18 protein-coding genes are annotated in these 24,141 nt (G+C 69.5%); 9 read left to right on the top strand and 9 right to left on the bottom strand.

The window, feature by feature from the left end; all coding sequences use genetic code 11:
• Nucleotides 1–25 precede the first annotated feature (25 nt).
• From E8D38_RS28885 to E8D38_RS10680, 7 genes are read left to right on the top strand one after another with little or no spacing between them, the layout of a single operon-like run.
• The gene (locus E8D38_RS28885; protein ID WP_281286099.1) at nucleotides 26–550 is read left to right on the top strand and encodes a type IV pilin protein; all 525 of its coding nucleotides are present in this window, start codon (nucleotides 26–28) and stop codon (nucleotides 548–550) included.
• A complete protein-coding gene (locus E8D38_RS10705; RefSeq protein WP_140629059.1) occupies nucleotides 544–1,143 on the top strand; it encodes a GspH/FimT family pseudopilin in 600 nt (199 codons plus the stop codon). The genes E8D38_RS28885 and E8D38_RS10705 overlap by 7 nt, the downstream gene beginning before the upstream one ends.
• Entirely contained in the window at nucleotides 1,100–1,558 is a 459-nt protein-coding gene (gene pilV / locus E8D38_RS10700; RefSeq protein WP_140629056.1) for a type IV pilus modification protein PilV, read from the top strand. The genes E8D38_RS10705 and pilV overlap by 44 nt, the downstream gene beginning before the upstream one ends.
• On the top strand, nucleotides 1,555–2,754 hold the full coding sequence (locus E8D38_RS10695) for a PilW family protein (RefSeq protein ID WP_140629053.1): 1,200 nt from the start codon (nucleotides 1,555–1,557) through the stop codon (nucleotides 2,752–2,754). The genes pilV and E8D38_RS10695 overlap by 4 nt, the downstream gene beginning before the upstream one ends.
• Nucleotides 2,755–2,792: 38 nt before the next feature.
• Nucleotides 2,793–3,386 (top strand): pilus assembly PilX family protein, encoded by a 594-nt coding sequence (locus tag E8D38_RS10690; RefSeq protein WP_140629050.1) that lies wholly within the window; start codon nucleotides 2,793–2,795, stop codon nucleotides 3,384–3,386.
• A complete protein-coding gene (locus E8D38_RS10685; protein ID WP_140629047.1) occupies nucleotides 3,383–7,252 on the top strand; it encodes a pilus assembly protein in 3,870 nt (1,289 codons plus the stop codon). The genes E8D38_RS10690 and E8D38_RS10685 overlap by 4 nt, the downstream gene beginning before the upstream one ends.
• 23 nt (nucleotides 7,253–7,275) lie before the next feature.
• Entirely contained in the window at nucleotides 7,276–7,839 is a 564-nt protein-coding gene (locus tag E8D38_RS10680) for a hypothetical protein (RefSeq protein WP_140629044.1), read from the top strand.
• A 40-nt stretch (nucleotides 7,840–7,879) separates the two neighbouring features.
• Here E8D38_RS10680 and katG read toward each other — a convergent pair whose 3' ends face one another.
• The 5 genes from katG to E8D38_RS10655 form a co-directional block, all read right to left on the bottom strand.
• Nucleotides 7,880–10,075 (bottom strand): catalase/peroxidase HPI, encoded by a 2,196-nt coding sequence (gene katG, locus E8D38_RS10675; protein WP_140629041.1) that lies wholly within the window; start codon nucleotides 10,073–10,075, stop codon nucleotides 7,880–7,882.
• A 113-nt stretch (nucleotides 10,076–10,188) separates the two neighbouring features.
• On the bottom strand, nucleotides 10,189–10,779 hold the full coding sequence (locus tag E8D38_RS10670) for a hypothetical protein (protein WP_246099430.1): 591 nt from the start codon (nucleotides 10,777–10,779) through the stop codon (nucleotides 10,189–10,191).
• A complete protein-coding gene (locus E8D38_RS10665; RefSeq protein ID WP_140629038.1) occupies nucleotides 10,755–11,561 on the bottom strand; it encodes a DUF899 domain-containing protein in 807 nt (268 codons plus the stop codon). Before E8D38_RS10665 ends, E8D38_RS10670 begins: the two co-directional genes overlap by 25 nt.
• A 121-nt stretch (nucleotides 11,562–11,682) precedes the next feature.
• A complete protein-coding gene (locus E8D38_RS10660) occupies nucleotides 11,683–12,360 on the bottom strand; it encodes a Vgb family protein (protein ID WP_140629035.1) in 678 nt (225 codons plus the stop codon).
• Nucleotides 12,361–12,406: 46 nt separating this feature from the next.
• Nucleotides 12,407–13,627, bottom strand: coding sequence for a helix-turn-helix domain-containing protein (locus tag E8D38_RS10655; RefSeq protein ID WP_140629032.1), 1,221 nt, complete (start codon nucleotides 13,625–13,627; stop codon nucleotides 12,407–12,409).
• 137 nt (nucleotides 13,628–13,764) lie between these two features.
• On the opposite strand from E8D38_RS10655, the gene E8D38_RS10650 reads away from it, so the two are divergent.
• Both E8D38_RS10650 and E8D38_RS10645 read left to right on the top strand, forming a co-directional pair.
• The gene (locus E8D38_RS10650) at nucleotides 13,765–14,754 is read left to right on the top strand and encodes an ABC transporter substrate-binding protein (protein ID WP_140629029.1); all 990 of its coding nucleotides are present in this window, start codon (nucleotides 13,765–13,767) and stop codon (nucleotides 14,752–14,754) included.
• 2 nt (nucleotides 14,755–14,756) lie between these two features.
• Nucleotides 14,757–17,162 (top strand): ATP-binding protein, encoded by a 2,406-nt coding sequence (locus E8D38_RS10645; RefSeq protein ID WP_140629026.1) that lies wholly within the window; start codon nucleotides 14,757–14,759, stop codon nucleotides 17,160–17,162.
• A gap of 9 nt (nucleotides 17,163–17,171) precedes the next feature.
• Here the strand turns inward: E8D38_RS10645 and E8D38_RS10640 are convergent, their stop codons facing one another.
• From E8D38_RS10640 to tssM, 4 genes are all read right to left on the bottom strand, one after another.
• On the bottom strand, nucleotides 17,172–18,449 hold the full coding sequence (locus tag E8D38_RS10640; RefSeq protein WP_181179041.1) for a PEP-CTERM sorting domain-containing protein: 1,278 nt from the start codon (nucleotides 18,447–18,449) through the stop codon (nucleotides 17,172–17,174).
• A 127-nt stretch (nucleotides 18,450–18,576) separates the two neighbouring features.
• Nucleotides 18,577–19,617: a hypothetical protein gene (locus E8D38_RS10635; protein ID WP_140629020.1), complete on the bottom strand. Its 1,041-nt coding sequence runs from the start codon at nucleotides 19,615–19,617 to the stop codon at nucleotides 18,577–18,579.
• Nucleotides 19,614–20,321: a type VI secretion system-associated protein TagF gene (tagF, locus tag E8D38_RS10630; RefSeq protein WP_181179039.1), complete on the bottom strand. Its 708-nt coding sequence runs from the start codon at nucleotides 20,319–20,321 to the stop codon at nucleotides 19,614–19,616. Before tagF ends, E8D38_RS10635 begins: the two co-directional genes overlap by 4 nt.
• A gap of 28 nt (nucleotides 20,322–20,349) precedes the next feature.
• Entirely contained in the window at nucleotides 20,350–23,943 is a 3,594-nt protein-coding gene (gene tssM / locus E8D38_RS10625; protein WP_246099429.1) for a type VI secretion system membrane subunit TssM, read from the bottom strand.
• Nucleotides 23,944–24,141 lie beyond the last annotated feature (198 nt).

Here is a 24,141-nt window from a genome sequence, read left to right as displayed (position 1 = left end):
CGCGCACCAACCGGAAGTCCCCCACGTGCAGAACGTCAACGACCGCTCGAATCAGCCGCGGCATGCAGCCGCCTTTGCCCACATGCATCGGCCAGCCAAGTGGCGCCGGCGCGCCGCCGGCGGCTTCACGCTGATCGAACTCATGATCGCGGTGGCCGTCGTTGCCATCCTCGCAGGCATTGCCTATCCGAGCTATGCCGACTACGTGCTGCGCGGCCGGCTCGTCGATGCGACGAACCTGCTGGGCTCCACCCGCGCACGCATGGAGCAGTACTACCAGGACAACCGCACCTATGCGAACGTCAGCGGCACCATGACCGCCCCGTGCACGGCCACGCAGACGGTGCGCAGCTTCTCTGTGGTTTGTGAGGAAGCGCCCACTGCCACCGGCTACACGATCACGGCGCGCGGCGCCGACAGCGCCGACGGCTTCGTGTTCACAGTGGACCAGGCTGGCCGCCAGCGCACTCTGGGCCTGCCTTCTCGGTGGGGCACCGTCCCCGCCGGCGGCCTGGGCTGCTGGATCACGAAGAAGGGCGGCACATGCTGATCGCAAGAGCCTTCCGCCAGGCCGGCTTCTCGCTGGTGGAACTGATGATCACGTTGGCCGTGTTCGCCCTGCTGATGATGGCGGCCGTGCCGAGCTTTCAGGCGTGGGTTGCCGGCGCCAGGGTGCGCAGCGTGGCCGAGTCCCTGCAGAACAGTCTGCGCATGAGCCAGACCGAAGCCGTGCGGCGCAGCCGGCAGACGAGCTTCGTCCTGACCAACTCGCAGCCGGAGGTCGAGGCCGCGCCCGCGGAAAACGGCCGCAACTGGTACGCCCGCGTGCTGCCTCAGACCGCTGGCGAGGCAGCGAGCGAAAGCGACTACATCGTCGGCGAAACCTTTGCCAGCCAGTCGAGCGTCACCGTCACCGGCCCCGCACTGCTGTGCTTCAACTCCATGGGCCGCCTGGTCAGCAACGCAGCCACAGGCCTGGGACAGGAGTGCGTCGCGCCGGCCTCTGCGATCGAGCCGATGGTCTACGCCATCAGCACGCCGGGCGCAGACCGCGAGCTGCGCGTGCAGGCCTACTTGGGCGGAAAGATCCGCATGTGCGATGCCGCCAAGAAACTGTCCGATGGGAACCCCGATGGTTGCTGAACCGCAAGTGCCGTCCTCGATTCGGCGGCGTGGCGCACAGCAGGGCATGAGCCTGATCGAGGTGCTGGTGTCGCTGGTGATCTTCTCGATCGGCGTGCTGGGCATGGTGGGGCTGCAGGCGCGCGCGACGCAGCTGTCCATCGATGCCGAAGACCGCACGCGCGCCACGTTGCTCGCCAACGAACTGGTGTCGCAGATGTGGGCGGCCGGTACGACAGAAGTGAACCAGGACGTTGTCGCAGCGTGGCAGCGTCGCCTGGCGGACACTGCCGCCGGGGGCCTGCCCAACGCCCAGGGCGTGGTGAGCGGGCCCGATGGCGAAGGGATGGTCGCCATTCGCATCACCTGGCGCTCGCCGGCCAAGCTGCCGTCCGACCCTGTCAGCTCGTACGTCACGAAGGTGGTGCAGCCGTGAAGCGCTCAGGTGCAAAGGTCCGCGCGAATCAGCGCGGCATGACGCTGGTCGAGCTGATGGTTGGCGTGGTGCTGTCGATGGTGCTGGCGCTGGCGGTCTTCACCGTCATGGCCCAGTCCGAAGGGCGCAAGCGCACGACGACCGCGGGCAACGACATCAACCAGACCGGCAACTACACGCTCTACCTGCTCGACAAGCTGGTGCGCGGCGCCGGCTCCGGCCTGGCCGAGGCGGCCGACTATGCGCTGGGCTGCAAGCTGCTGGCTGCCAAGGACAACAGCGTCCTGCTGCCCCGGACGCAGCCGCTGCCGGATCCGTTTGCCGATGTGGACACCGGCGCCGCCAACACCTTCAGGCTCGCGCCGGTGCTGATCGGGCAGGGGCAGACGAAGCCTGCCGTGAGCAACAAGGCCTCCGACGTGCTCATCGTGATGGCCAGCACCTCCGGCCTCGCTTCGGTGCCGGTGAAGTTCGCGGGCAAGGCCGAAGGCAGCGAGCTCAAGCTTGACAACACGATGAGCGTCGCGGCTGGCGACCTGGTGCTGCTGGTCGACGAGCAGCCGCTGGAGGCGACGGGTGGTCCGGTGGACTGCCTGGTGCAGCAAGTGGGATCCACGGCTGCGGTCGGTGCGTCGAGCAAGCTCGCGCTCAGCGGCCCTTTCAACGCGTCCGCGGTCAACGGCACCGGCGCCGAGAGCTACCGCGAGGGCAGTGCGCGCGCCTTGCCGCTGGGCAGCGCCGCCGGCGGCGCGCCGGCGTTCCAGGTCATCGGCGTGGGCGAGCACAACACGCTCTACAGCTACGACCTGATGCATACCACGGCCAGTCCATTGGCGCCCATCGCCGATGGCGTGTTCGAGATGCATGCGCTGTACGGCGTGGACACCGACGGGGACCTCGTCGTGGACCGATGGGTCTCTCCCGATGAAGGCAGCGGCTACCGGCTCGCCAGGCTGATGGACGGCTCGCCCACCGCCACGGGCCTGCTCAAGCAGATCCGCGCGGTGCGGGTGGGGCTGATCATGCGCACGTCGCTGCCCGAGAAGGACGTCGTGACGGAAAGCATTCCCGCGCTGTTCGCCGACCTCGATGCCTCGCTGCAGTACCAGCGCACGCTGGAATCCGACGACGAGAAGCGCTACCGCTATCGCACCTTCGAAACCACCATCCCGGTGCGCAACACGCTCCTCAAATGAATGCGGCAACCTGTTCGGCGCGGCACGGCGCCTCATCCATGAGCGCGCCTGCGGGCGCCCTGCGGCGTCCGCAGGCCGGGGTGGCGCTGATCATCGTGCTCATTGCGCTCACCATCCTGCTGATCTCGGCGGTGGCGCTGGTGCGCTCGCTCGACACGTCGATGCTGCAGGCCGGCAACCTGGCCTTCAAGCGCGACCTCAAGAACGAAGCCGAGCGCGGCGTGCAGGTCGCGGTGAAGCTGCTGTCCACCGGTGAACTGGCCGCCGAAAGCGCCCGCAACTCGGACGCGCGGACCCACAACTACTCGGCGTCGCGACTGCCTTCCAGCGATCAGGGCATTCCGATGGTGCTGCTGGACGACGCGTTGTTCGACACCGCCGGCATGCGCGCCGCCGACATCTCCGACGAGGACACAGGCGTGACGGTGCGCTACGTGATCGACAGGCAATGCCTGGGTGCCGGCGACATGAGCACCACGGCCTGCGCCACGGTGAGCGGCAAGTCCGACGAGGCGCATGACTCCCGCTTCCGGCAGGTCAAGGCCCAGGTGCGCCCCGTCTACCGCATCAGCGTGAGAGCGGTCGGGCCGCGCAATACGCAAGTCTTCATACAAACCACGGTCGTTCGATGAAAACGAGAGCCGCTTTCCTGGCCGCCCTGACGGCGGCCGCCATTGAGCTGCCGGTGGCAGGTGCCGTCAACATCGACCTGGCCGACCAGCCGCTGTTCTCGGCGACCATGGTGCCGGGCAACCTGGCGCTGGCCCTGTCGGTCGAGTGGCCGACCGCGACCACCCCGGCCTACCCGAGCACCACGGTCTATTCGGCGCAGAGCACCTTCCTGGGCTACTTCGACCCGGAGAAGTGCTACAGCTACGTCTACGACAAGGCGACGCCGGCCAGCAGCTACTTCAAGCCCCACAGCGAGGCGCGCAAGCATGCCTGCTCCAGCTCGTGGAGCACCCCGCTGTGGAGCGGCAACTACCTGAACTGGGCGTCGATGCAGACGCTCGATGCGTTTCGCTGGGTGCTCACCGGCGGCTACCGCAGCACGGATACCAAGGACAGCACCATCCTGACCAAGACCTATGCGGCCATGGATGTGCCGAGCGTGATTCCGGACAAGACCGCGACCCATGACATCGCGGGCGCCACCCCCTTCACCTGGAACTCGGCCACGACCCGCATCCGCAACCTCGGCACGCGCATGTACATCACCGGGACCGGCACGATGGGCAGCGTGGTTCCTTACACGAGCCAGACGTCGCACGTCCAAGCCAAGGATGACCGGTTCGCCCAGGACTCGACCACCTACGAGCTCTACATCAACGTGAAGGTGTGCGACGCGGCGGTCGGCGTCGAGAGCAACTGCGTGCAGTACGGCACCAACTACAAGCCCGAGGGCCTCATGCAGCAGTACGCCGACAAGCTGCGCTACTCGGCCTTTGGCTACTACAACCACAGCGGCACCCAAACGCAGCAGCGCGACGGTGGCGTGATGCGCGCGCGAATGAAGTTCATCGGCCCGACCAAGGCGGTACCGGGCTCGGCAGGCGTGCCCAACGGCGGGGCGGAATGGAGCAGTTCCACCGGCGTGATGCTCACCAACCCCGACGCCGATGACGCCAAGGCCACCGTGGGCAGCGCGGCGGAAGATGGCTGGACCGTCGCCATCGCAAACAGCGGAGTGATGAACTATCTGAACAAGTTCGGCTACGAGGCGAAGTCTTACAAGGAGAAAGATCCGGTCAGCGAGATGTACAACGCGGCGCTGCGCTACTTCAAGAACCTGGGCAACGTCAGGGCCTACACCGACCTCAAAGGGGCCGGCAATTCCGCCACCGCAGCACAATGGCTCGACGGCTTTCCGGCCATCCGGAAGTGGGACGACCCGATCCTCTACTCGTGCCAGAAGAACTTCATTCTCGGCATCGGCGACGTGAACACGCACCGAGACGCCAACCTGCAGGGCAGCGTCCTTCTGAGCGGGCTCGAGCCCAAGCCCATGCCGGCGGAGATCGAGGCCGATACTTCGGTGAATGTGAAGACCGCCACCGACATGGTGGGCAGGCTCGAGGGCTTGAGCACCGGTACGCTGAGCAGCATCTACGGCGACGTCAGCAGCACCACCTGCCCCAACGAGTGGTTCCAGTGCAACAGCTACTACGTTGCCGGCCTGGCCTACGACGCGCACACCACCGACATCCGCAAGGACGTCAGCGGCACCCAGACGGTGAACACCTACTGGATGGACGTGCTGGAGAACCAGGTCTACAAGCACAAGAACCAGTACTGGCTGGCCACCAAGTACGGCGGCTTCACCGTGCCCAAGGGCTTCCAGCCGTATGCGAAATCGAACGACGAGAAGACGCTGACCGACGAGCTCTGGCATACCAGCTCGGACACGATCCCCATCGGTACCAATTCGCTGAAGTACGCCACCGATGGCACGACGGGTACTGACAAGCGGCCGGACAACTACTTCCCCGCCAACCGGCCGGAGCGCATGCGCGAGGGGTTGAGCCGTGCCTTCGCGAAGATGTCGTCCGAGCTCGCGCAGGCCACGAGCACCGCGTTCGTCACCGCGTCGCCGAACGAAGAAAACAGCGGCACCAGCTTCGCGGCCGGCTATGACCCGCAAAGCTGGACGGGCGACGTGACGGGCTTTTCGGTGACCTTCGGGGATGACGGCACACCCAACCTGCGCAAGCAATGGAGCGCCGCCGCCAAGCTCGACGAAACCAAGCCGGCGCAGCGCAAGATCGTGACCTGTTGCACCAAGAAGGGCGAGGCGCTGCCCTTCACGGCGGAGGGCATGGGGTCGGCGGGCCTTCTCGAGCGCACGCTCTACGCGTCGTTCTCCCAGGTCCCGGGTGTCGCAAGCGAACAGCAGTCGGCGGCCAACTTCCTGAACTACCTGCGTGGCGATCGCAGCCGCGAGGCCAGCCAGGAAGGCGGCGTCTACCGCAGCCGCACTCACCTGCTGGGCGACATCGTGAATTCCAAGGTTCTCGCCGTGTCGAGTCCGTCCGCCCGCTATTTCGACATCACCAACCCTGGCTACAGCAAGTTCAAGCGCGACAACGCTTCGCGCAAGACGGTTGTGTATGTCGGTGCCAACGACGGCATGCTGCACGCCTTCGACGGCACGGATTCTGCCGCGGCGGGTGGGGACGAGCTGTTCGCCTACGTGCCGAGCTTCACCTACGGCACCGCCAAGACGGCCGGGACCTCGGGCCTGGCCTCCCTCGGCAATCCTGACTACACGCACCACTATTTCGTCGATGCCAGCCCGCAGGTCTATGACATCGACCTCGATCGCACCGGCGGCAGCAAGGCGTCGGGCGACTGGCGCAGCGTGCTGATCAGCGGCCTGGGCAAGGGCGGCAAGGGCTACTTCGCGATCGACGTGACCAAGCCGGCCGAGTGGACCACCGAAAGGGCGGTGGCCGAGAAGGTGCTGTGGGAGTTCACCGACGAACGCCTGGGCTACAGCTGGGGCGACGCGCAGGTCTTCAAGACCCGCAAGTACGGCTGGGTGGTGGCCATTGCCTCGGGCTACAACAACAGCGACGGCAAGGGCTACGTGTTCTTCATCAACCCCAGGACGGGCAAGCTGCTCGAGGCCGTGGCCACGCCCGAGGGCAGCTCGGGCGAGCCCATCAACATGGACCACCTGACCGCCTTCATTCCCGACGAAACCGACTACACCGCGGATGCGCTGTACGTGGGGGACCTGCAGGGCAACGTGTGGCGCTACGACCTGACGAGCACCACCGGCAGCGCCTACGATGCGCCGATCAAGCTGGCCAAGCTCACCGACCCGAGCGGCGCGCCCCAGCCGGTGACCACCGCGGTGCGCATCGCCATCGAGCCGAACTCGAAGAAGCGCTATGTCTTCGTCGGCACCGGGCGTCTGCTGGCCGACTCGGACATCAACAACAGCCAGGTGCAGAGCCTGTACGCCATCATCGACGGCACCAAGACCGCCTTCCATACGAACGCGACGCTGCCGAAGGAGGCCGACTTCCCGATCACCCGCAGCGAGGCCGGCGAACTCGAGCCCAACACCCAGCTCGATCAGGGCATTGGCAGCGCACCAAAGGCCTCGATGGGCTGGTACCACGATTTCGGCCGCGCCGCGACCTCCAGCGTGACCGAACGGGTGACGGTGCATCCGGTGTACCTCAACGGCATCGTGGCGGTGGCTGTCAACCTGCCCAGCGGCGACGCCTGCGATCCCGCGGGCACCAGCCGCGCCATCGCGGTGAACATGGCGACCGGCAAGTCGGTGCTGCAGAACGCCGACGGCAGCATCGCGGCTTCGACGAGCGCAGTGAAAGGCACCGCGACCGACATCGTGTTCAAGAACGTCGGCGGCAAGGTCCGCCTCATCGCGGGCGGCAGCAAGGGCGACGTCTCCGGGCTCAAGGGCAACTTCAGCGGGGCCTCCGGCCTGCGACGCCTGAGCTGGCGCGAAGTGCTCACCGCCGATTGACGACAGGCACGGAGGCGATGGTCATGCGCCCGGCGATATGGGGCTCGCTGTGCCTGGCACTGGCCGGCCATGCCGCACTGTGGGCAGCCATGGCGGCTCCTGCGCGGCAGGCGCCGCATGCGGGCAGCACGCCGACGCTGCAGGTGCGGCTGCAGCCGGCGCCTGCGGGTCAAGCCCTGACGCCGGCGGCGGCACCAGCGAACCGCGCTGACCGGCCCCCCGTACCGCAGCATGAAGCCCGGTTGGTCGCCACGGCGGAGGAAGCGCCGGCAACCGGGCCCAGGTACTACGCCGCCACGGAGGTCGATCGACCGGCGCTTCCGCGTTCGAGCCCGGATCCGGCGATGCTCGACGGCACCGCCCCGAGCGGGCTGCCGATCCGCCTGCGCCTGTACATATCGCCCGACGGGGCGGTGACGCAGGTCGTGGCGCTGTTTGCTGCCGAGCAGGACGAGCCCGTCGTGGAGCGCCTGCGCGAGATGTTCCAGGCAACGGGTTTCATGCCTGCTAGCCGGCACGGCCGGGAAGTCGCCAGCTACCAGGACATCGACGTGGATCTAGCCGACGTCACAGGGGCCTTGAACTGAACTGCCGCGCCCGGCCCTGTGCAGGGCCGGGCGGTTGTGCTCAGTTGCGCGGCAGGTCGAAGCGGTCGAGGTTCATCACCTTGACCCAGGCCGCCACGAAGTCGCGCACGAAGGCCGGTTGCGCATCGCTGCTGGCATAGACCTCCGCCAGCGCGCGCAGCTGCGAGTTCGAGCCGAAGATCAGGTCGACCACGGTGCCCGTCCACCTCGGCTCCCCGGTGGTCCGGTCGCGGCCTTCCAGCACGCTTTCGTCGGCTGCCGACCGCTGCCACTTCGTGCGCATGTCCAGCAGGTTCACGAAGAAGTCGTTGGTGAGCGCCTCAGGACGCTGCGTGAAGGCGCCGTGCGCCGACCTGCCGTGGTTCGCACCCAGCACGCGAAGGCCGCCGACCAGCACCGTCATCTCGGGCGCCGAGAGCGTGAGCTGATGGGCCTTGTCGAGCATCAGCTCCGCGGCCGCACCTTCCAGGCCCTTGCGCAGGTAGTTGCGGAACCCGTCGGCCCTCGGTTCGAGCGGTGCGAACGACTCGGCGTCGGTCTGGTCCTGCGTGGCATCGGTGCGGCCCGCGGCGAACGGCACCTGCACCGCATGGCCCGCCTTGCCGGCCGCCGCCTCGATGGCCGCGCCGCCCGCCAGCACGATCAGGTCGGCCAGCGAGATCTGCTTGCCGCCGGTCTGCGCGGCATTGAACTCCTTCCGGATCGCTTCCAGTTTCGGCAGCACCCTGGACAGGTCGGCCGGCTGGTTGACGTCCCATTCCTTCTGCGGTGCCAGGCGGATGCGTGCGCCGTTGGCGCCGCCGCGCTTGTCGCCGCCGCGGAAGGTCGAGGCAGAGGCCCAGGCGGTGCTCACCAGCTGCGAGATCGACAGGCCGCTGGCCAGCACCTTGGCCTTCAGCACGGCGATGTCCTGCTCGTCGACGAGCGGATGGTCCACCGCCGGCACCGGGTCCTGCCAGAGCAGCGCTTCCTTGGGCACCAGCTTGCCGAGGTAGCGCGCACGCGGGCCCATGTCGCGGTGGGTCAGCTTGAACCAGGCCCGTGCGAAGGCATCGGCGAACTGGTCCGGGTTCTCCATGAAGCGGCGCGAGATCTTCTCGTAGGCCGGGTCGAAGCGCAGCGACAGGTCGGTGGTGAGCATCATCGGCGGGCGGCGCTTCGAGGGGTCGTGCGCATCCGGAATGATGTCGGCGCCGCCCTTGGCCACCCACTGGTGCGCGCCGGCCGGGCTCCGGGTGAGCTCCCACTCGTAGCCGAACAGGTTCTCGAAGAAGTTGTTGCTCCACTTCGTGGGCGTGGTGGTCCAGGTGACTTCGAGGCCGCTGGTGATCGCGTGCGCGCCCACGCCCGACTCGAACCTGCTGGTCCAGCCCAGGCCCTGCTCGGTGACGTCGGCGCCCTCGGGCTCGACTCCCACCAGCGACGCGTCGCCGGCCCCGTGGGTCTTGCCGAAGGTGTGGCCACCGGCGATGAGGGCGACCGTCTCCTCGTCGTTCATCGCCATGCGGGCGAAGGTGTCGCGGATGTCGCGGGCCGCGGCCAGCGGGTCGGGGTTGCCGTTCGGGCCTTCCGGGTTCACATAGATGAGGCCCATCTGCACCGCGGCCAGCGGGTGGGCGAGCTCACGATCGCCGCTGTAGCGTTCGTCGGCGAGCCAGGTGCCTTCGCTGCCCCAGTCGATCTCGGCCTCGGGCTCCCAGATGTCGGGGCGGCCGCCGCCGAAGCCGAAGGTCTTGAAGCCCATCGACTCGAGCGCGACGTTGCCGGCGAGGATCATCAGGTCGGCCCACGAGAGCTTGCGGCCGTACTTCTGCTTGATCGGCCACAGCAGCCGGCGCGCCTTGTCGAGGTTGCCGTTGTCGGGCCAGCTGTTCAACGGCGCGAAACGCTGCGAGCCGTTGCCGCCGCCGCCGCGGCCGTCTGCGGTGCGGTAGGTGCCCGCCGAGTGCCAGGCCATGCGCACGAACAGCGGGCCGTAGTGGCCGAAGTCGGCGGGCCACCAGTCCTGCGAATCGGTCATCAGGGCATGCAGGTCCTTCACGACCGCATCGAGGTCGAGGCTCTTGAACTCCTCGGCATAGTCGAATGCCGGTCCCATCGGATTCGACTGCGGGGAATGCTGATGCAGGATGGAGAGGTTCAGTGCGTTGGGCCACCAGTCACGGTTGCCCCGGGTGCGCGACGGCGCGGGCTTGTTCTTGTCGCCCGAGAACGGGCATTTCGGTTCGGCGGACATGAGCTTCTCCTCTGGCTGCGGGGGTCACGCGGTTGTGAGCGTGCGAGGCAGTCTAGGAGCGCGATATCGGCCGGGCAATAAAGGCGCGGCAATGGTGGCGATAGCGACGAAGTTCAATGCGCCCGGCGGACCACGAGGCAGGCGAGCATTGCCATCACGGCCATGGCGACGAGCATCGCCGCCATGTGCACGCCGACCGCCGCGAGCCCGGTGGCCAGCGAACCGCCCGCGGTGATCTCGCGTGCCGGTCCGTCGCCGAGGCACAGCGGCACCAGTGCGGGCACCAGCATGAGCCCGGCGCCATGGGAAGTCGAAACGATGAACGACCACAGCGCGAGGCCGGTACCGGGCGCCGGTGCATGACTTGCGGGTTGCGTGCGCCGCCGCCAATGGACGATCACATGCACGAGCAGCAGGGCGCCTGCCAGCCACTGCAGCAGCGTGGACGACAGGCCCGGACCGAGCGCGAGCGTGCCGGCCACGAGCGCCACCGAGACCAGGTGGCCCGCAGCGATGGGCCACAGCGCGCGCAGCGCCGCGGCGACGCTGTGCGCGCGCACGCCGCGGACCGCGGCCATGGGCCAGCCGCCGGCCGGGTTGATGCCGTGCAGCGCGCCGGCTGCGGCCAGTGCGATCCAGGGCCAGAGGCTGTCCATCGCGGCGGCCTTGAGCGCGGCGTTCAGGCGTGCGCCGTGGAGCAGCACGACGCGGCCGTTGCCGATGCCGTGGCCCGGGCGGCGGCCGGCTGTTCGTAGCGGTCGTGGTGGCGCACCCATTCCATGCCGTAGGCCAGCGTTTCCTCGTCGCGTCCCTTGGGCGTGAGGTCGAGCAGGTGGTAGGTGCCCATCATCACTTCGACACCACGGCCGAAGCGCGAGTAGGTGTGGAACACCGTGCCGTCGTCGTCGCGCCAGAACACGCTGATGCCGGGCGCCTCCTCGAGGGGGAAGGGCTGCCGGGTGTAGTTGTAGGCGACCTCGCCGCGCGCCAGTTCGTCGGCCGTGAAGTGCACGCCGAAGTCGCGGTTGAAGTCGCTGCCGTGGGACGACACCCAGGCGAACTGCCAGCCCATGCGGCGGCGGAACCGTTCGATGTCGGCCAGCGGCGCACGCGAGACCACCAGCAGCGTCACGTCGCGCTGCGCCAGGTGCAGCCGGGCGCCTTCATGGTGGTCGGCCATGAAGGAGCAGCTCTTGCAGCCCTGCTCCCACCCCGGCGCGAACATGAAGTGCTGCACCAGCAGCTGGCGGCGGCCGTCGAACAGCTCGGCCAGTGCGCGCGGCCCCTGCGGCGTGTCGAACACATAGGGCTTGTCGATGCGCACCCAGGGCAGCGCGCGGCGTTCACGTGCGAGCTGGTCGCCCAGGCGGGTGAGTTCCTTTTCGCGCGCCAGCAGCGCCTGGCGCTCGGCCAGCCAGCGTTCGCGCGAGACGACGCGGTGGTCGCTGGTGCTGGTGTGCGGACGGTCCATCGTGGTGGTGTTCATGGTCTGCTCCTGGGCCTTGCCGGCCGGTGGTTGACGTGCGAAAGCACAAGGGCGCACCGGGGCCTGCCGCGATGCAGTCATGCGGCCGGTGCGAAGGGATACGGCCCGCGGGGCCGAGGGATCAGGATGAAGCGCGCGGGCGCCGTACGGCGCGGACCTTGCCGCTCGGGCCGCCGCCGCAGTAGAAGAGCGCTTCGCCGTCGGACTCGAGGCCGCTCACGCCCACGCCTTGCGGCAGGGCCAGCCGCTCCAGCACGGTGCCGTCGGCGGGGTCGATGTGGCGCAGCTCGCTTTCGTCGCCTTCCCAGGTGGCGTGCCACAGCTCGCCGTCGACCCAGGTCACGCCGGTGACGAAGCGGTTGGACTCGATGGTGCGCAGCACGCGGCCGGTGTCCGGGTCGATCTGGTGGATCCTGCGGTCGCGGTACTGGCCGACCCACAGGCTGCCTTCGGCCCAGGCGAGGCCCGAGTCGGCGCCGTGCCCCGGGGCCGGAATCGAGGCCAGCACCGCGCCGGTGGCCGGATCGATCTTGTCGATGCGTGCCTCGGCGATCTGGTAGAGGTGGCGGCCGTCGAAGGCGGTGCCGGCATCGCAGGCATGTTCGAGCGTGCGGGTGGTCTCGCCGCTGGCGGGGTCGAAGGCGACCAGCTGCGCGCCGGTGGCCGCCCAGACCCGTTGTCCGTCATGGGTCACCCCGTGCACGCGCTGCGCGTCGTTGAACGGGCCGTATTCGCGCACGATCTCGGCGGCCTGCACCGGTGCTTCGGTCGTCGGGTTGCTGCGGGTCTTGCGGTTCATTTCGGCCTCCTGTGCCGGCGCAGGTCGTGGCGCCGTTGGAAGGACTCTACTCAGGCGGCAGCGCGGCCGGGAGTAACAAGATCGTCGTGAATCCGGCCAGCGGCTTCGCCAGCCAGCGCTGCGCCCGTGCCCGGCCCACCGAGCGCACGCGGCCGGCGGCCTCCAGTTCGGCGAGTGCCCGTTGCACGGTGCGCTGGCTGTCGCCGAGTGCCAGGGCCAGCGCCGAGGTGGACCAGGCCGCGCCGTCGGCCAGCAGCGCCAGCAGCGAGGCCTGTTCGCCGTCGACCGGCGGCGCGAGGACAACCACGCTGCGCCCGTCATGCGGCTTGAGCGCGAAGCCGCGTGCCGTCGCCTCGATGCCGGCCCAGCCGGCAACGAGGCGGCGCAAGCGACCGATCTCCACCCGCAGGCGCGCGCGATGTGTCTCGTCCGGCTGGCGGGTGCGAAAGGCCTTCTCGATCAGCGCTTCGCGGCCGGCATCGGCGGGCCAGGCCTCGGCGAGCGCACGTGCCAGTGCGAACAGGATGGGGCGGCGCGCCAGCGGCAGCCAGGCGGTGCCGGTACCCAGCCCATGCCGGCACGCATCGATGACCAGCGTGCCCGAGGCGCGCAGCGCCGCCACCTGCGGCAGCCGCAGCGCCTCTTCGCTGCCGTTGGCGAGGCGGCGGGCGGCCGGGCTTTCGAGCGCGGTGTGCGCCTGCAGCACTTCGGCCAGCAGCGCGGGCAGGCCGGCACGCTCGGCAGCCGTACGGGCCCGCCCGAGGGCGGCCTGCGCCGCATCCACGTCCAGCGAGCGCAGGGCCAGTTCTGCGGCCGCCAGCTCGGCCACCGCCAGCAAGGCCGGCGGGCCGCCGCGCGCATCGACCTGCGCCAGCACGGCCGACGCTTCGTCGAGCCGCCCGAGCAGCAGCAGCCGGCGCGCCACGATGAGGGGGGCCTGCAGTGCGTTGGCCCGGTCGGCACGCGCCTCCAGTGCCGCCGCCGCGGCGGTGAGTGCACGTGTGGCGTGGCCGAGCTCGCGCATCGCGAGTGCCACCTCGGCCTCGGCGACCACGCAGCGGGCACGCGCCAGTTCCTCGTGGGCGCCGAAGCCGCGCGCGGCGCGGCGCAGCAGCTCGCGGGCGCGCACCAGCTCGCCCAGCCGCGCCATCGCGATGCCGCGCAGCGCCAGCGCCGGCGGGTCGTTTCGCAACGCCACCCGCTTGAGTGCGCCCAGCGTGTCGCCTGCCGCCAGGGCGCGTCCGGCGGCGGCGATGAGGGAATCCATGGCGGCGAGGGTAGCAGCCGCCGACATGAGGGAAACGTCCTGTTCCCGGCGCCCCGATCGAGAGCAAGATACGGCGCAGGGAGCCGTCGCGGCCTCGCCCTCGCCGGCGGGGCGCAGCACGCGAGAGGAGGCCTGCCATGACTGCCTGTTCGACGACCCGGCGTGGCGCGCTGCTGGTGCTGGGGCATCTGGGCATGGCCGTGGCGGTGTCCGCCGCGGGGCCCGACCTCGCCGGCAAGCGCGTGCTGTGGGTGGACTCCTACCACGCGGGCAACCCCTGGAACGACGGTATCGGCCGCGGTATCAACGCCGTGCTGGCCGGCAGCGGCGTCGAGCTGCGCATCGTGCGCATGGACACGGCCCGCAACACCGACGAGGCGCATGCCCGCCAGGCGGGCGAGCGCGCGAAGGCCGAGCTCGACCGCTTCCGGCCCGACATGGTGATTGCCACCGACGACAACGCGGCCCGCTACTTCGTCGTGCCCTTCGTCAAGGAGACGTCGCTGCCGGTGGTGTTTGCCGGCATCAACTGGGATGCTTCGGCCTACGGCTTTCCGACCCGCACCATCACCGGCATGCTCGAGGTGGACCTGGTGGGACCGCTGGTGCGGGCGATGCGCGACTATGCGCGCGGCGACCAGGTGGCCTACCTGAGCGGCGACACGCAGACGCAGGCCAAGGTGGTGGCGACCTACAACCGCCGCTTCTTCGACGGTCGCATGGCCTCGCGGCTGGTGCGCAGCTTCGACGAGTTCAAGCGTGCCTATGTCGAGCTGCAGCGCCAGGCGCACATGCTCATCACCGGCAACTACGCCGGCATCGCGGGCTGGGACGAGGAAGCGGCGCGGGTCTTCATCCTGGAGAACACCCGCATCCCCACCGGCTATGTGGACGGCTACATGACGCCGCTGGTGCTGCTCACCATGGGCAAGCTGCCCGAGGAGCAGGGTGAATACGCCGCCGAGGTGGCCCTGAAGATCCTGCGCGGGGCGAAGCCGGCGGAGTTTCCGCTGGTCGAGAACCGCAAGGCGGTGCTGGGGCTCAACCTCGCGCTGGCCGAGCGCCTGGGCGTGGTCTTCAGCCCGGCCCTGCTGAAGAACGCCGGCATCGTGCACCGGGGCGCCTGACGATGAAGATGCCCGCCCTGGTGGCAGCGTCGGTGCAGCGCAAGATCCTCTGCGGCTTTGCTGTCGTGCTGGCGCTGGTGCTGCTGGTGATGGGCGCGGGGCTCTACCAGCTGGGCCAGGTGCGGGCCGCTGCCGACCAGGTGGCGCCCAACGGCACTCGCCTGTCGCGGCTGCAGGAGGTGGCGGTGGCGCTGTCGGTGCTGGAGGCCGACGTGGAGCGCTTCGCCATCGTGGGCGGGCCCGAGCAGCGCGATGCGATGGAGCAGGCCCTGCAGCACCTGCGCTCGGCCGCCGACCGCCTGGACGCGCACGAAGGCCGCGCGCCGCTGGAGCGTGCGTTGTCGGTGCTGTCGACCGCGGTGACGCGTCTGGCCGACGGCGAACTGGGGGTGCGCAGCACGCGCGAGCGCAACGAGCGCCTGCTGGCGCTGTATGACGCGCTCAAGGGCGCCAAGGATGCGCAGCAGGCGCTGGGCGTGCAGACGCAGGCGCTGCTGCAGCAGACCATGGAGCAGCAGAAGCAGACCATCGCAGCCATCGTCGTGCAGCTCACCGTCATCGGCGCCCTGCTGGTGCTGGTGGCCGCGGCGATCGCCGCCATGGTGGCGCGCAGCATTGCCGGGCCGGTGGCCGAACTCACCCGCGCCGCACAACAGGTGGCCGAGGGCGACCTGTCGCGGCGCGTGCGCGTCGACTCCCGCGACGAGATCGGCGAGCTGGCGCAGCGCTTCAATGCCATGACCGGCAAGCTGCAGCAGTCGCTGGAGGAGTCGCGCCGCAGCGAAGCCGACTACCGCAGCATCTACGCCAATGCGGTGGAGGCGATCTGGCGCGCCACGCTCGACGGCCGCCTGCTGTCGGCCAACCCGGCAGCCGCAGCGATGCTGGGCTACGGGTCTCCCGAGGAACTGGTGAACTCGGTCAAGAGCATCCGCCAGCAGCTGTACGTGCACCCCGAGGAGCGCGACGAGTTCCTTCAGCGCCTGCTCGAGCGCGGCGCACTGCGGGGCTACGAGCTGAACCTGCGGCACCGCGACGGTCGGCCGCTGTGGGTGTCGGCCAGCATGCGGGTGGTGCGCGGCGACGACGGCCAGCCGCTGTACATCGAGTCCTTCGGCGCCGACGTGACCGAGCGACGCCTGGCGCAGGAAGAGCTGCGCCGCCACCGCGACCAGCTCGAGGAACTGGTGCGGGCCCGCACGAAGGAGCTGGAGCAGGCCAAGGAGCGCGCCGAGGTGGCCAGCCATGCGAAGAGCGCCTTCCTGGCCAACATGAGCCACGAGCTGCGCACGCCGCTCAACGCGATCCTCGGCTTCGCGCAGATCCTGGAGCGCGACGGCTCCCTCACGCCGGCGCAGCGCGGGCGCGCCCGCACCATCCACCAGAGCGGCGAGCACCTGCTCACGCTCATCAACGACGTGCTGGACCTGGCGAAGATCGAAGCCGGGCGCCTGGAGCTGCTGCCCACCGAGATCGCGCTGCAGCCCCTGCTGCGCATGCTCTGCGACGTGATGCAGGTGCGTGTGCAGCAGAAGGGCCTGCACTTCGAATGCCGGGCCGCCGCCGACCTGCCGGCGGCGCTGTTCGCCGACGAAAAGCGCCTGCGCCAGGTGCTGCTGAACCTGCTGGACAACGCGGTCAAGTTCACCAGTCACGGCCATGTGCTGCTGGTGGTGGGCCGGCACGACGCGCGGCATGTGCGCATGGAGGTCATCGACAGCGGCTCGGGCATCTCGCTGCAGGACCAGCAGCGGCTGTTCCGGCCGTTCGAACAGGTCGGCGATGCCGAGTACCGCCCGCAGGGAACGGGCCTGGGCCTCGCCATCTGCCGCGAACTGCTGCACCGCATGGGCAGCGAGATCCACTTGATCAGCGACACCGGCAAGGGCTGCCACTTCTGGTTCGACCTGCCGATCCGCATGCCGGCGGCTGCGGATGCCACGGCGGTCCCGGCGCAGAAGGCGGCGCCTGCCGCGGTGTCGCAGGCCACCGGCTACGAGGGAGCCAGAAGGCACCTGCTGGTGGTCGACGACGTGCCGGCGAACCGCAGGATGCTGTTCGATCTGCTCGCCCCGCTGGGTTTCGAGCTGCACGAAGCCTGCGACGGCGAACAGGCGCTGGAGCAGGCCAGGCGCCTGCCGGTGGACCTGGTGCTCATGGACAACGTGATGCCGGTGCTCGATGGCCTGGAGGCCACGCGGCGGCTGCGCCGCACGCCCGGCGTGGCAGCGGTGCCCATCATCGCCATCTCGGCCAGCGCACAGTCCAGCGACCGGGCCGCCAGCCTGGACGCGGGGGCCGATGCCTTCCTCACCAAGCCGGTCGATGCCGACGAACTGCTCGAGCGGATCGGCGCGCTGCTGCGGCTGCGCTGGACGACCGCGGCGGCGACCCAGGCGCCACCATGAGTGCCGCCGTCAGCAAGGCCGTGCGGCAGCGGCCGGGCCCGCGCTCCTTCGTCTCGTGCAGAACAGCGCAAACAGGCCGGCGAGCATGAGTCCCAGCATGCCCGGCTCGGGTACCGGCGAGAGCAGCAGCGGCCCCAGTTCTGCGCCAGCGCTGCTGAACAGCACCTGCCCGGCATCGTTGAGCCAGACGCCGCCGATCCCGTAGAGTGCGGCCGCGTCCCCTGCCTCGCGGTACAGCACCTCGGTCAGGTTGGTGACGGTGCCGTTGTCCCAGAAATACAGATAACGGCGCGCGCCCCAGTCGAGCTCGCCGGTGAACAGCACCTGGCCGGCGTTGTTGGCGGACACGCCGTGAACAGCCGTCAGCCCTGCGATGCCCACACCAAGGTCGGTCAACACGCCGTCTCGATAGAGGAAGGCGGTGCGGGGGTGGTCCCAGAGTTTCATCAGGACATCGCCGCGGTCGTTGACATCGCCGACGGAGCCACGCGGATTGCCCGGCAGCGGCGTGGCGACACCGCCGACGAAGCTGCTGATCACGCCTGCGAGCACGCTGTCCATCGTGCCCCAGACCTCGTCCCGGTCGCTCAGGCGCCACACGTGGACTGTGCGGTCCGCCGGCCCCAGGCGGGTCACCGTGCCGTGGTCATCGAGATGGGGCGGGCTGTCTTGCGAGAAGCCGTTGCGATAGAGCACCACGCCGTTGTTGTTGAGGTCGAGCGCCTCGATGCCGGTGGCCGCCAGGTAGCGCGTGCCGGACGGGCCCGTCACGGCGCTCACGTAGCCGTTGCTCATGTTGCCGCTCATCAGCACCTCGCCGCGGTTGTTGAGGTCCACCGCCCTCGCATCGCGCATGCCCGTCGGCATGATTTCGGTCATCACGCCGCCGCTGTGCAGCGTGATGGACGAGCGCGATCCGCTGGCATAGGGCGGGCCTTCTTCCACCGCGCGGTTTTCCACGAGGATCTGGCCGGCGTCGTTGATGGCCACCGCCTGGGTGGTCCGGGTGTCGACAGGCGTCGGCAGCGTGCGCGACGTGATGCCGTCGTAGAACACCGGCGCCATCTCGGGAGGGCCGTACTGCGTGAAGCCGACGCCAATGACCTGGCCGAGGTTGTTCATTCCGCTGGCGCTCCATCGGACGATGCCGGCGGGGGCCGGCAACATGAGGCTCGTCCAGTCGGTGACGGGCGGCTGGGCCTGGGCCCAGGCTCCGCCGAGGAAGGCCGCGAAGGCCACGCCGAGGGCCGCATGGCCAGCGCGCCTGTACAGCAGCTGCGTGTGCATGAGAGCTCCCTGTTCGCTTGCTGCGAAGAAGCCCGTATGTTCTCGCCGGCGCCGTGCGCTGCCCAAGGTCGCATGACAAACGCTTACCGCTGCAACGCAACGCACTGACGCGGTGAATTGGCAGCGATCAAAGCCGCGAGCGCAGCGCCCCGGCATTGGGCGGAATGTCGCCGGGGTAAGAGAACGGCGTGAACGGCACGCCCCAGTTGGCGGCCATGTCCATCACCTCATGGAAGCGGTGCACCCAGGTCGACGAGGTGGGGTAGCACTGGTTCCAGAAGGCGAAGATGGCCCAGGCCAGGGCTTCGTATTCCTGCGCGGTGGCGCCGGCCCATTCGGCCATGCGCATGAGGCGACCGGTGGTGAACGACGGGCCGGCCCAGATGGGGATGCCCTGCACGCGCGCCGCCATGACGTAGCCGCTGTTCTCCTTCAGGGTGTAGCGGTCCGGCTCGTCGGCGCCCGGTTTGTAGCGAAAGTCGGCCGTGCCGCGGATGATGCGACGGCTGTATTCGGGCACACCGAACTCATTGATGCGGAAGTAGGTGCCGGTGCTCTTTTCCGGCGGCACCTCGACCGCGGAGGCGAGGTTCTTCTTGAGGTATTCGGTCACGTCGTGCAGCGTGACGACGCGGTCTTCGAAGTAGTAGGCATCGGGCTGCTTCAGCACGCGGGCGATGCTGGCGCCCGCCTTCCTGTACAGCGGCTGGTAGGGCAGCTTGTGCACCACCTGTTCGTCGAGCAGCGGGGCCAGCACCTTCGGGGCGGACGGGTGGGCGACCTTCATGCGCACCTTGTCGAGCAGTGCCGCGAGGTGCGTGGCGACGTAGCGCGACTGCACGGTTGCACGGGCCAGGCGGGTCTCGGTGTCGTCGAGCGCCTCGCGGGCGAGGAACTCGCCCATCACCGCGCGGGCCATGTTGGTGTAGTCGCCGAACTCGAGGATGTGGCGTTGCTGCCCCAGCTCCTTGCGTACGCGCCAGGCGTTCGGGTCGTCGCCGCCTTGCGCGCTGATCCACTCCTCCAGGATCGGGATGATGTCGCGCTTCACATGCACGAAGAAGGTGTGGAAGCCGCCGTTCACGTGCGCGAGGATCTCGCGATACGCCTCTTCGGCGCTGCGGAACTCGCGCACCTGGCCATCGGGGTCCCTGAACTTGAGCGTCATGCGCGACCTCCCAGCAGTTCGACGAATCCCGCCGCCTCCGGCAAGCCCCGCAGCACGCAAACCGACTCCGAGGAGCTGCCGTCTTCGCCCCGGCGCCACCACAGGGTGCAACCCGCCAGACGGGCCTGCAGGTCCGCGGCGGCGAGTGTGTGCAGCCATTGCGCCAGCGAGGCGGCGGGCGCCAGCGGGTAGCGCTGGAGATGCGGGCTGCCTTGCGGGTTGAGGGCGGCACCGGGGCCCGGCGTAGGCCAGGGGGGCGACTGGCGAAGCGCTTCTTCGAACACGTCAACCGAAGCGCTTTCGCCCAGCGTCTGCATCGCCGCTTGAGCGACGTCGTCGTACCAGAGCTCCAGGTGGTCGAGTGCGATGCGGTCCACGGGCGGGCGGGTGCGCGGGTGCGCGACCACCAGCGGGAAGTAGCGCCCCACGTTGTCGCAGCTGGGCATCAGCACGCCGAACCACCACTGCGCGTCCACGACGCCGGGCGCCCACGCGAAGCGCAGCACCGGCGCGGTGAGGTAGACGTCGAGCCAGTGCGCGCCGAGCTGGGCCTGGCTGCCCTGCATCGCCCGCGACAGCCAGGCGTCGCAGGCGCTGATCCAGGCCGGCGGCAGGCGTCGCTGCGCGAAGTCGCCCAGCGACGAGAGCTTGCCGTACCAGCCGGGCGCGTCGCGCGTGTCGGTGGTCGAAGTGCCGGTGAGCATGGGGTCAGCGAGCGCAGCGGGTGGCCGGTCACAGGCCCGAAGGGCATGCGAACTCGTAGAGGTCAGGCAGGCGGAACGGGTTGCGCACGCTGCTGGTGGTGACTTCGAACACCGCCTTGCGGCCGCCCACATCGAAGGTGGCGCGGAAGCGCTCGGGTGCGCCGGTGGGGTCGATGCGCACGCGATCGAACAGGCGGAACAGCGCCCAGGGCCCGTCTTCGACGATGCCTGAGGGCTGCCCGTTGTTGCTGGGCGGGCTCACCTGCACCCGCACCTGCTGGCTGCCGCGCGGGCCGGGCCATTGCACGCTGGCGGGGATCTGCGGGCCGTGCGCATAACGCACCACCTGGCCATCCACGTCGAGGATGAACTGGGTGAGGGTGCTGTCCATCTCGAGCGGCTTGAAGTCCAGCCGCAGTGAAGGCGTGTTGCCCCCGGGGAAGAAGGTCTCGCGAATGGCCTGCGCCCGCTGGAACTGCGGCAGCTGGCCGCGGTCGGTGCCCAGCGGCGTGCCTTCCACCGCGCGGAAGCTCCAAGGCCGGGTGGTGGTGTCCACGTACTGGGCGAGCTTCTGCTGGAACAGCTGGTCGATCTTGCCGCCGGGAGCGAACAGCATGGCGAAGTCGGCCTGCGTCACGTCGCGCCTGGACGCGCGGTTGAGCGGGTAGCGGCCGGCCACCGCCTGCTGGCAGAACTCGCCGACCTGCGACTTCACCTCCTGGCCGAGGTTCTGCCGCACCAGGATCTGCGAGACCTGCGCGCTGCTCGACGAGAGGTTGTCGAGCATGGACCGCACCGGCTCGGGCATGCGCGCCGCCTCAGCCTTCACCCGGTTGGGCAGCGGCGAGGGCGGTGGGGCCGAGCCGCCCTTGATGGCGGTGTCCACCGCATTGAGCAGCACGTGCACTTCGCCGATCAGGGCCACCGTGTCGTCCATCGGCGCCTTGCCGCCTTCGGGCTTGAAGACGAACTGGCGCAGTCCGGCGAAGCGGTCGTCGACGATGCTCTCGATGCGCGGGCCGCCAGCCACCGGCTTCTTGCTCAGCAGGCCGGCCAGCGCCTCGCGTGACTTGCCCAGCACTTCGCCGGCCTTCTTCTCGGCGGTGCCGACCACGCTGCCGTCGCCGGCCAGCAGGGTCGTCTCGCGCGACATGGCCTTCATGAGCGGCACCATCGGCGTGTCGGGCCCCGACAGCAGCCGTGCCATCTGCACCGACTGAGGCAGGCTGGTCATCGGCAGCAGCCGCACGTCGGCGATGAAGGCTTCCCAGATGGTGGCGTACTCGGTGAGGTAGATGCGCCGCACGTCATCGACCAGCGGGTCGGTGCCCCGTACCACGGCGGCCGCGTTCTTTGCCGGGTCCGTGATGCCCAGCACCCAGCCCTGCTCGTCGGCCAGCTGTTGCGACACGCGCGGCACCTCGCGCTGGAAGCCGCGGTGGTAGCCGTCGTACGAGAACAGCCCCGGCACGCCCTTGGTGAGCGGCGCGCCGCTGCGCCGTGTGAACACCAGCGCCGCGTTGTTGCCGGCCGCGCGCACCACGGTGAACTCGGGGAACTCGCCGCCCAGCCCCTGGTGGCGCATGCGGTTGTAGATGCGCTGCGGCAGCGTGAGCGTGGCCAGCCGGGTGCGGTGCTGCTCGACCAGCGCCTTGTCTTCGGGCAGCGGCGACACGGCGGCGCCTTGCGAGAGCAGGGCGTCGAGATGGCGCGACAGCTGCTCGCGGTCTTCGAGGGCCAGCTCGCGGCCGAACTGGGCGTCCCAGTCGGCTTCGACATAGGTCTTGAGCGACTCGGCCTCGAAGTGGTCGGGGTCGTGCAGCATCAGGTAGGCCTTGAGCGCCTCGTACTGCATCTCGGGCGCATCGCCGCCCTGGCGCAGCTGCTCCTCGATGCGCAGCGCCAGCCGCGGCAGCACCGCGTCGACCAGCATGCGTTCATAGGCCGTGTTCGCGGCGCCGTCGAGCTTGCGGCCCTGGTAGAGGCCGAAGCCCAGGGACCAGGGCACCTCGTCGCTGTTGCGGCCGGTGACGGCCAAGGTGCGGGTGGCGTCGAGCGCCGGCACGATGGGCTGCAGGTCGGGCGAGGCCCGGTTGGGCGTGGCCTGCACCAGCTTGCGCACCTCTTCGACGCGCTCGGACACTTCGCTGATGTAGCGCCGGTTGTTGATGTAGCTGGTGCTCCATGCCACCAGCGTGCCCGCGGTGAGCAGGCCCACTGCGGCATAGCCGGCCAGCGCGATTGCGGTGCGACGGCGCTCCCACTTGAGGTTGGTGCCGGCAATCCCGCTTTCGGCGAACACCACTTCACCGAGCAGCCGGTTCAGGAAGTAGCTCTTGCCGCTGGACTGGTTGGGCGCCACGATGGCGCGCTCGAGCCGGTAGGCCCGGGCCACGGCGCCGAGCACGCGGTCGATGGGCGTGCCCTCCTGCGTGCCGCTCACGAAGTAGACGCCGCGCAGCAGCGGGTTGGCTTCGTACGGGGAGGGCGAGAACACGGTGTCCACGAACTCCTGCAGCATGCCGCGCAGCCCGGCGAACTGCCCCGGGAAGCCGTAGATGCGGGCGCGGCGCTGCGCGTCGCGGTCGGCCTGCAGGCGGTCGATGAGGCCGTCGTTCAGGCGCTGGTGCAGTGCATCGAACTCGGGTCCGAAGCGCGACAGCGGGGCGGACTCGCCCTTCAGCGCTGCAGGGTCGAGCGGGAAGGTGAAGCCCCAGGGCGAGGCGCGCAGGTCCTTGTCGAGCGTCGCGAAGTAGTCCATGAACCCGGCCAGCAGGTCGCACTTGGTGACCAGCAGGTAGATCGGGAAGCGGATGCCCAGGTCCTGGTGCAGCTCCTGCACCCGCTGGCGCACGGTGGCCGCGTGCTGCGCGCGTTCGGCGGGGCCGCGGGTCAGCAGGTCGGCCACCGACACGGTGACCAGCACGCCGTTGACCGGCTGGCGCGGCCTCGACTTCTTGAGCATGCCGAGGAAGCCGCTCCAGGTGGCACGGTCGTTCTCGCGGTCGCTGTCCTGGGTGGTGAACCGGCCGGCGGTGTCGATGAGGACGGCGCGGTCGGTGAACCACCAGTCGCAGTTGCGCGTGCCGCCCACGCCCTTCACCGCATGGTCGCCCACCGCTTCGGCCAGCGGGAACTTCAGGCCGCAGTTGTGCAGGGCCGTGGTCTTGCCCGAGCCGGGCGCGCCGATGATCAGGTACCACGGCAGCTCGTAGAGGTACTGCCCGCCCAGCCTCGCCGACCAGCCGGACAGCACGCCACCCGCGCCGAAGCGGGCGCGCCTGAGCGTGAGCAGCGCCTTCTCGAAGCGCTGGCGCACGGCCTGCATGTCCGCGCTTTCGGCCTCCTTGGCCGCGGGCGGCGCGGTCATCAGCTGGTTCACCACCTTGGCGTTGCCGCGGCTTGCCCGCCAGGCCTTCCACGCCATCGCCAGCACGGCGATCAGCACGACCACGCCGATGGTGATCCAGCGCGACCCGGTGGTTTCGAGCGGCCGCACGTCGGCGACCGCCACCAGCGGACCCACGATCCAGATCACCAGGGCCAGCGCCAGCAGCAGCACCGCGAGCAGCACCCAGCGGTTGAAGACGAGGCCGAGCAGCTTCTTGACCATGGCGCTCATGACTGCCCCTCGTCCGGCGGGGATGCCTGCCCCTCGTCCGTCGGGGATGCCTGCCCCTCGTCCGTCGGGGATGCCTGCCCCTCGTCCGGCGAGTACGCCGGCCGATCCCCCGGGGGGATGCGGGCCGGCTTGGGAGCGGCCCGGCGCTCGGCCCGCGGGGATGCCTGCCCCTCGGCCGTCGGGTACGCCGGCCGATCC

This window comes from Methylibium rhizosphaerae, from assembly GCF_006386545.1.
In the GTDB taxonomy this organism is placed as follows: domain Bacteria; phylum Pseudomonadota; class Gammaproteobacteria; order Burkholderiales; family Burkholderiaceae_C; genus Pseudorivibacter; species Pseudorivibacter rhizosphaerae.
The sequence above is the reverse complement of the archived record's forward strand: the minus strand, read 5'-3'. Positions and strand labels throughout refer to the sequence as shown.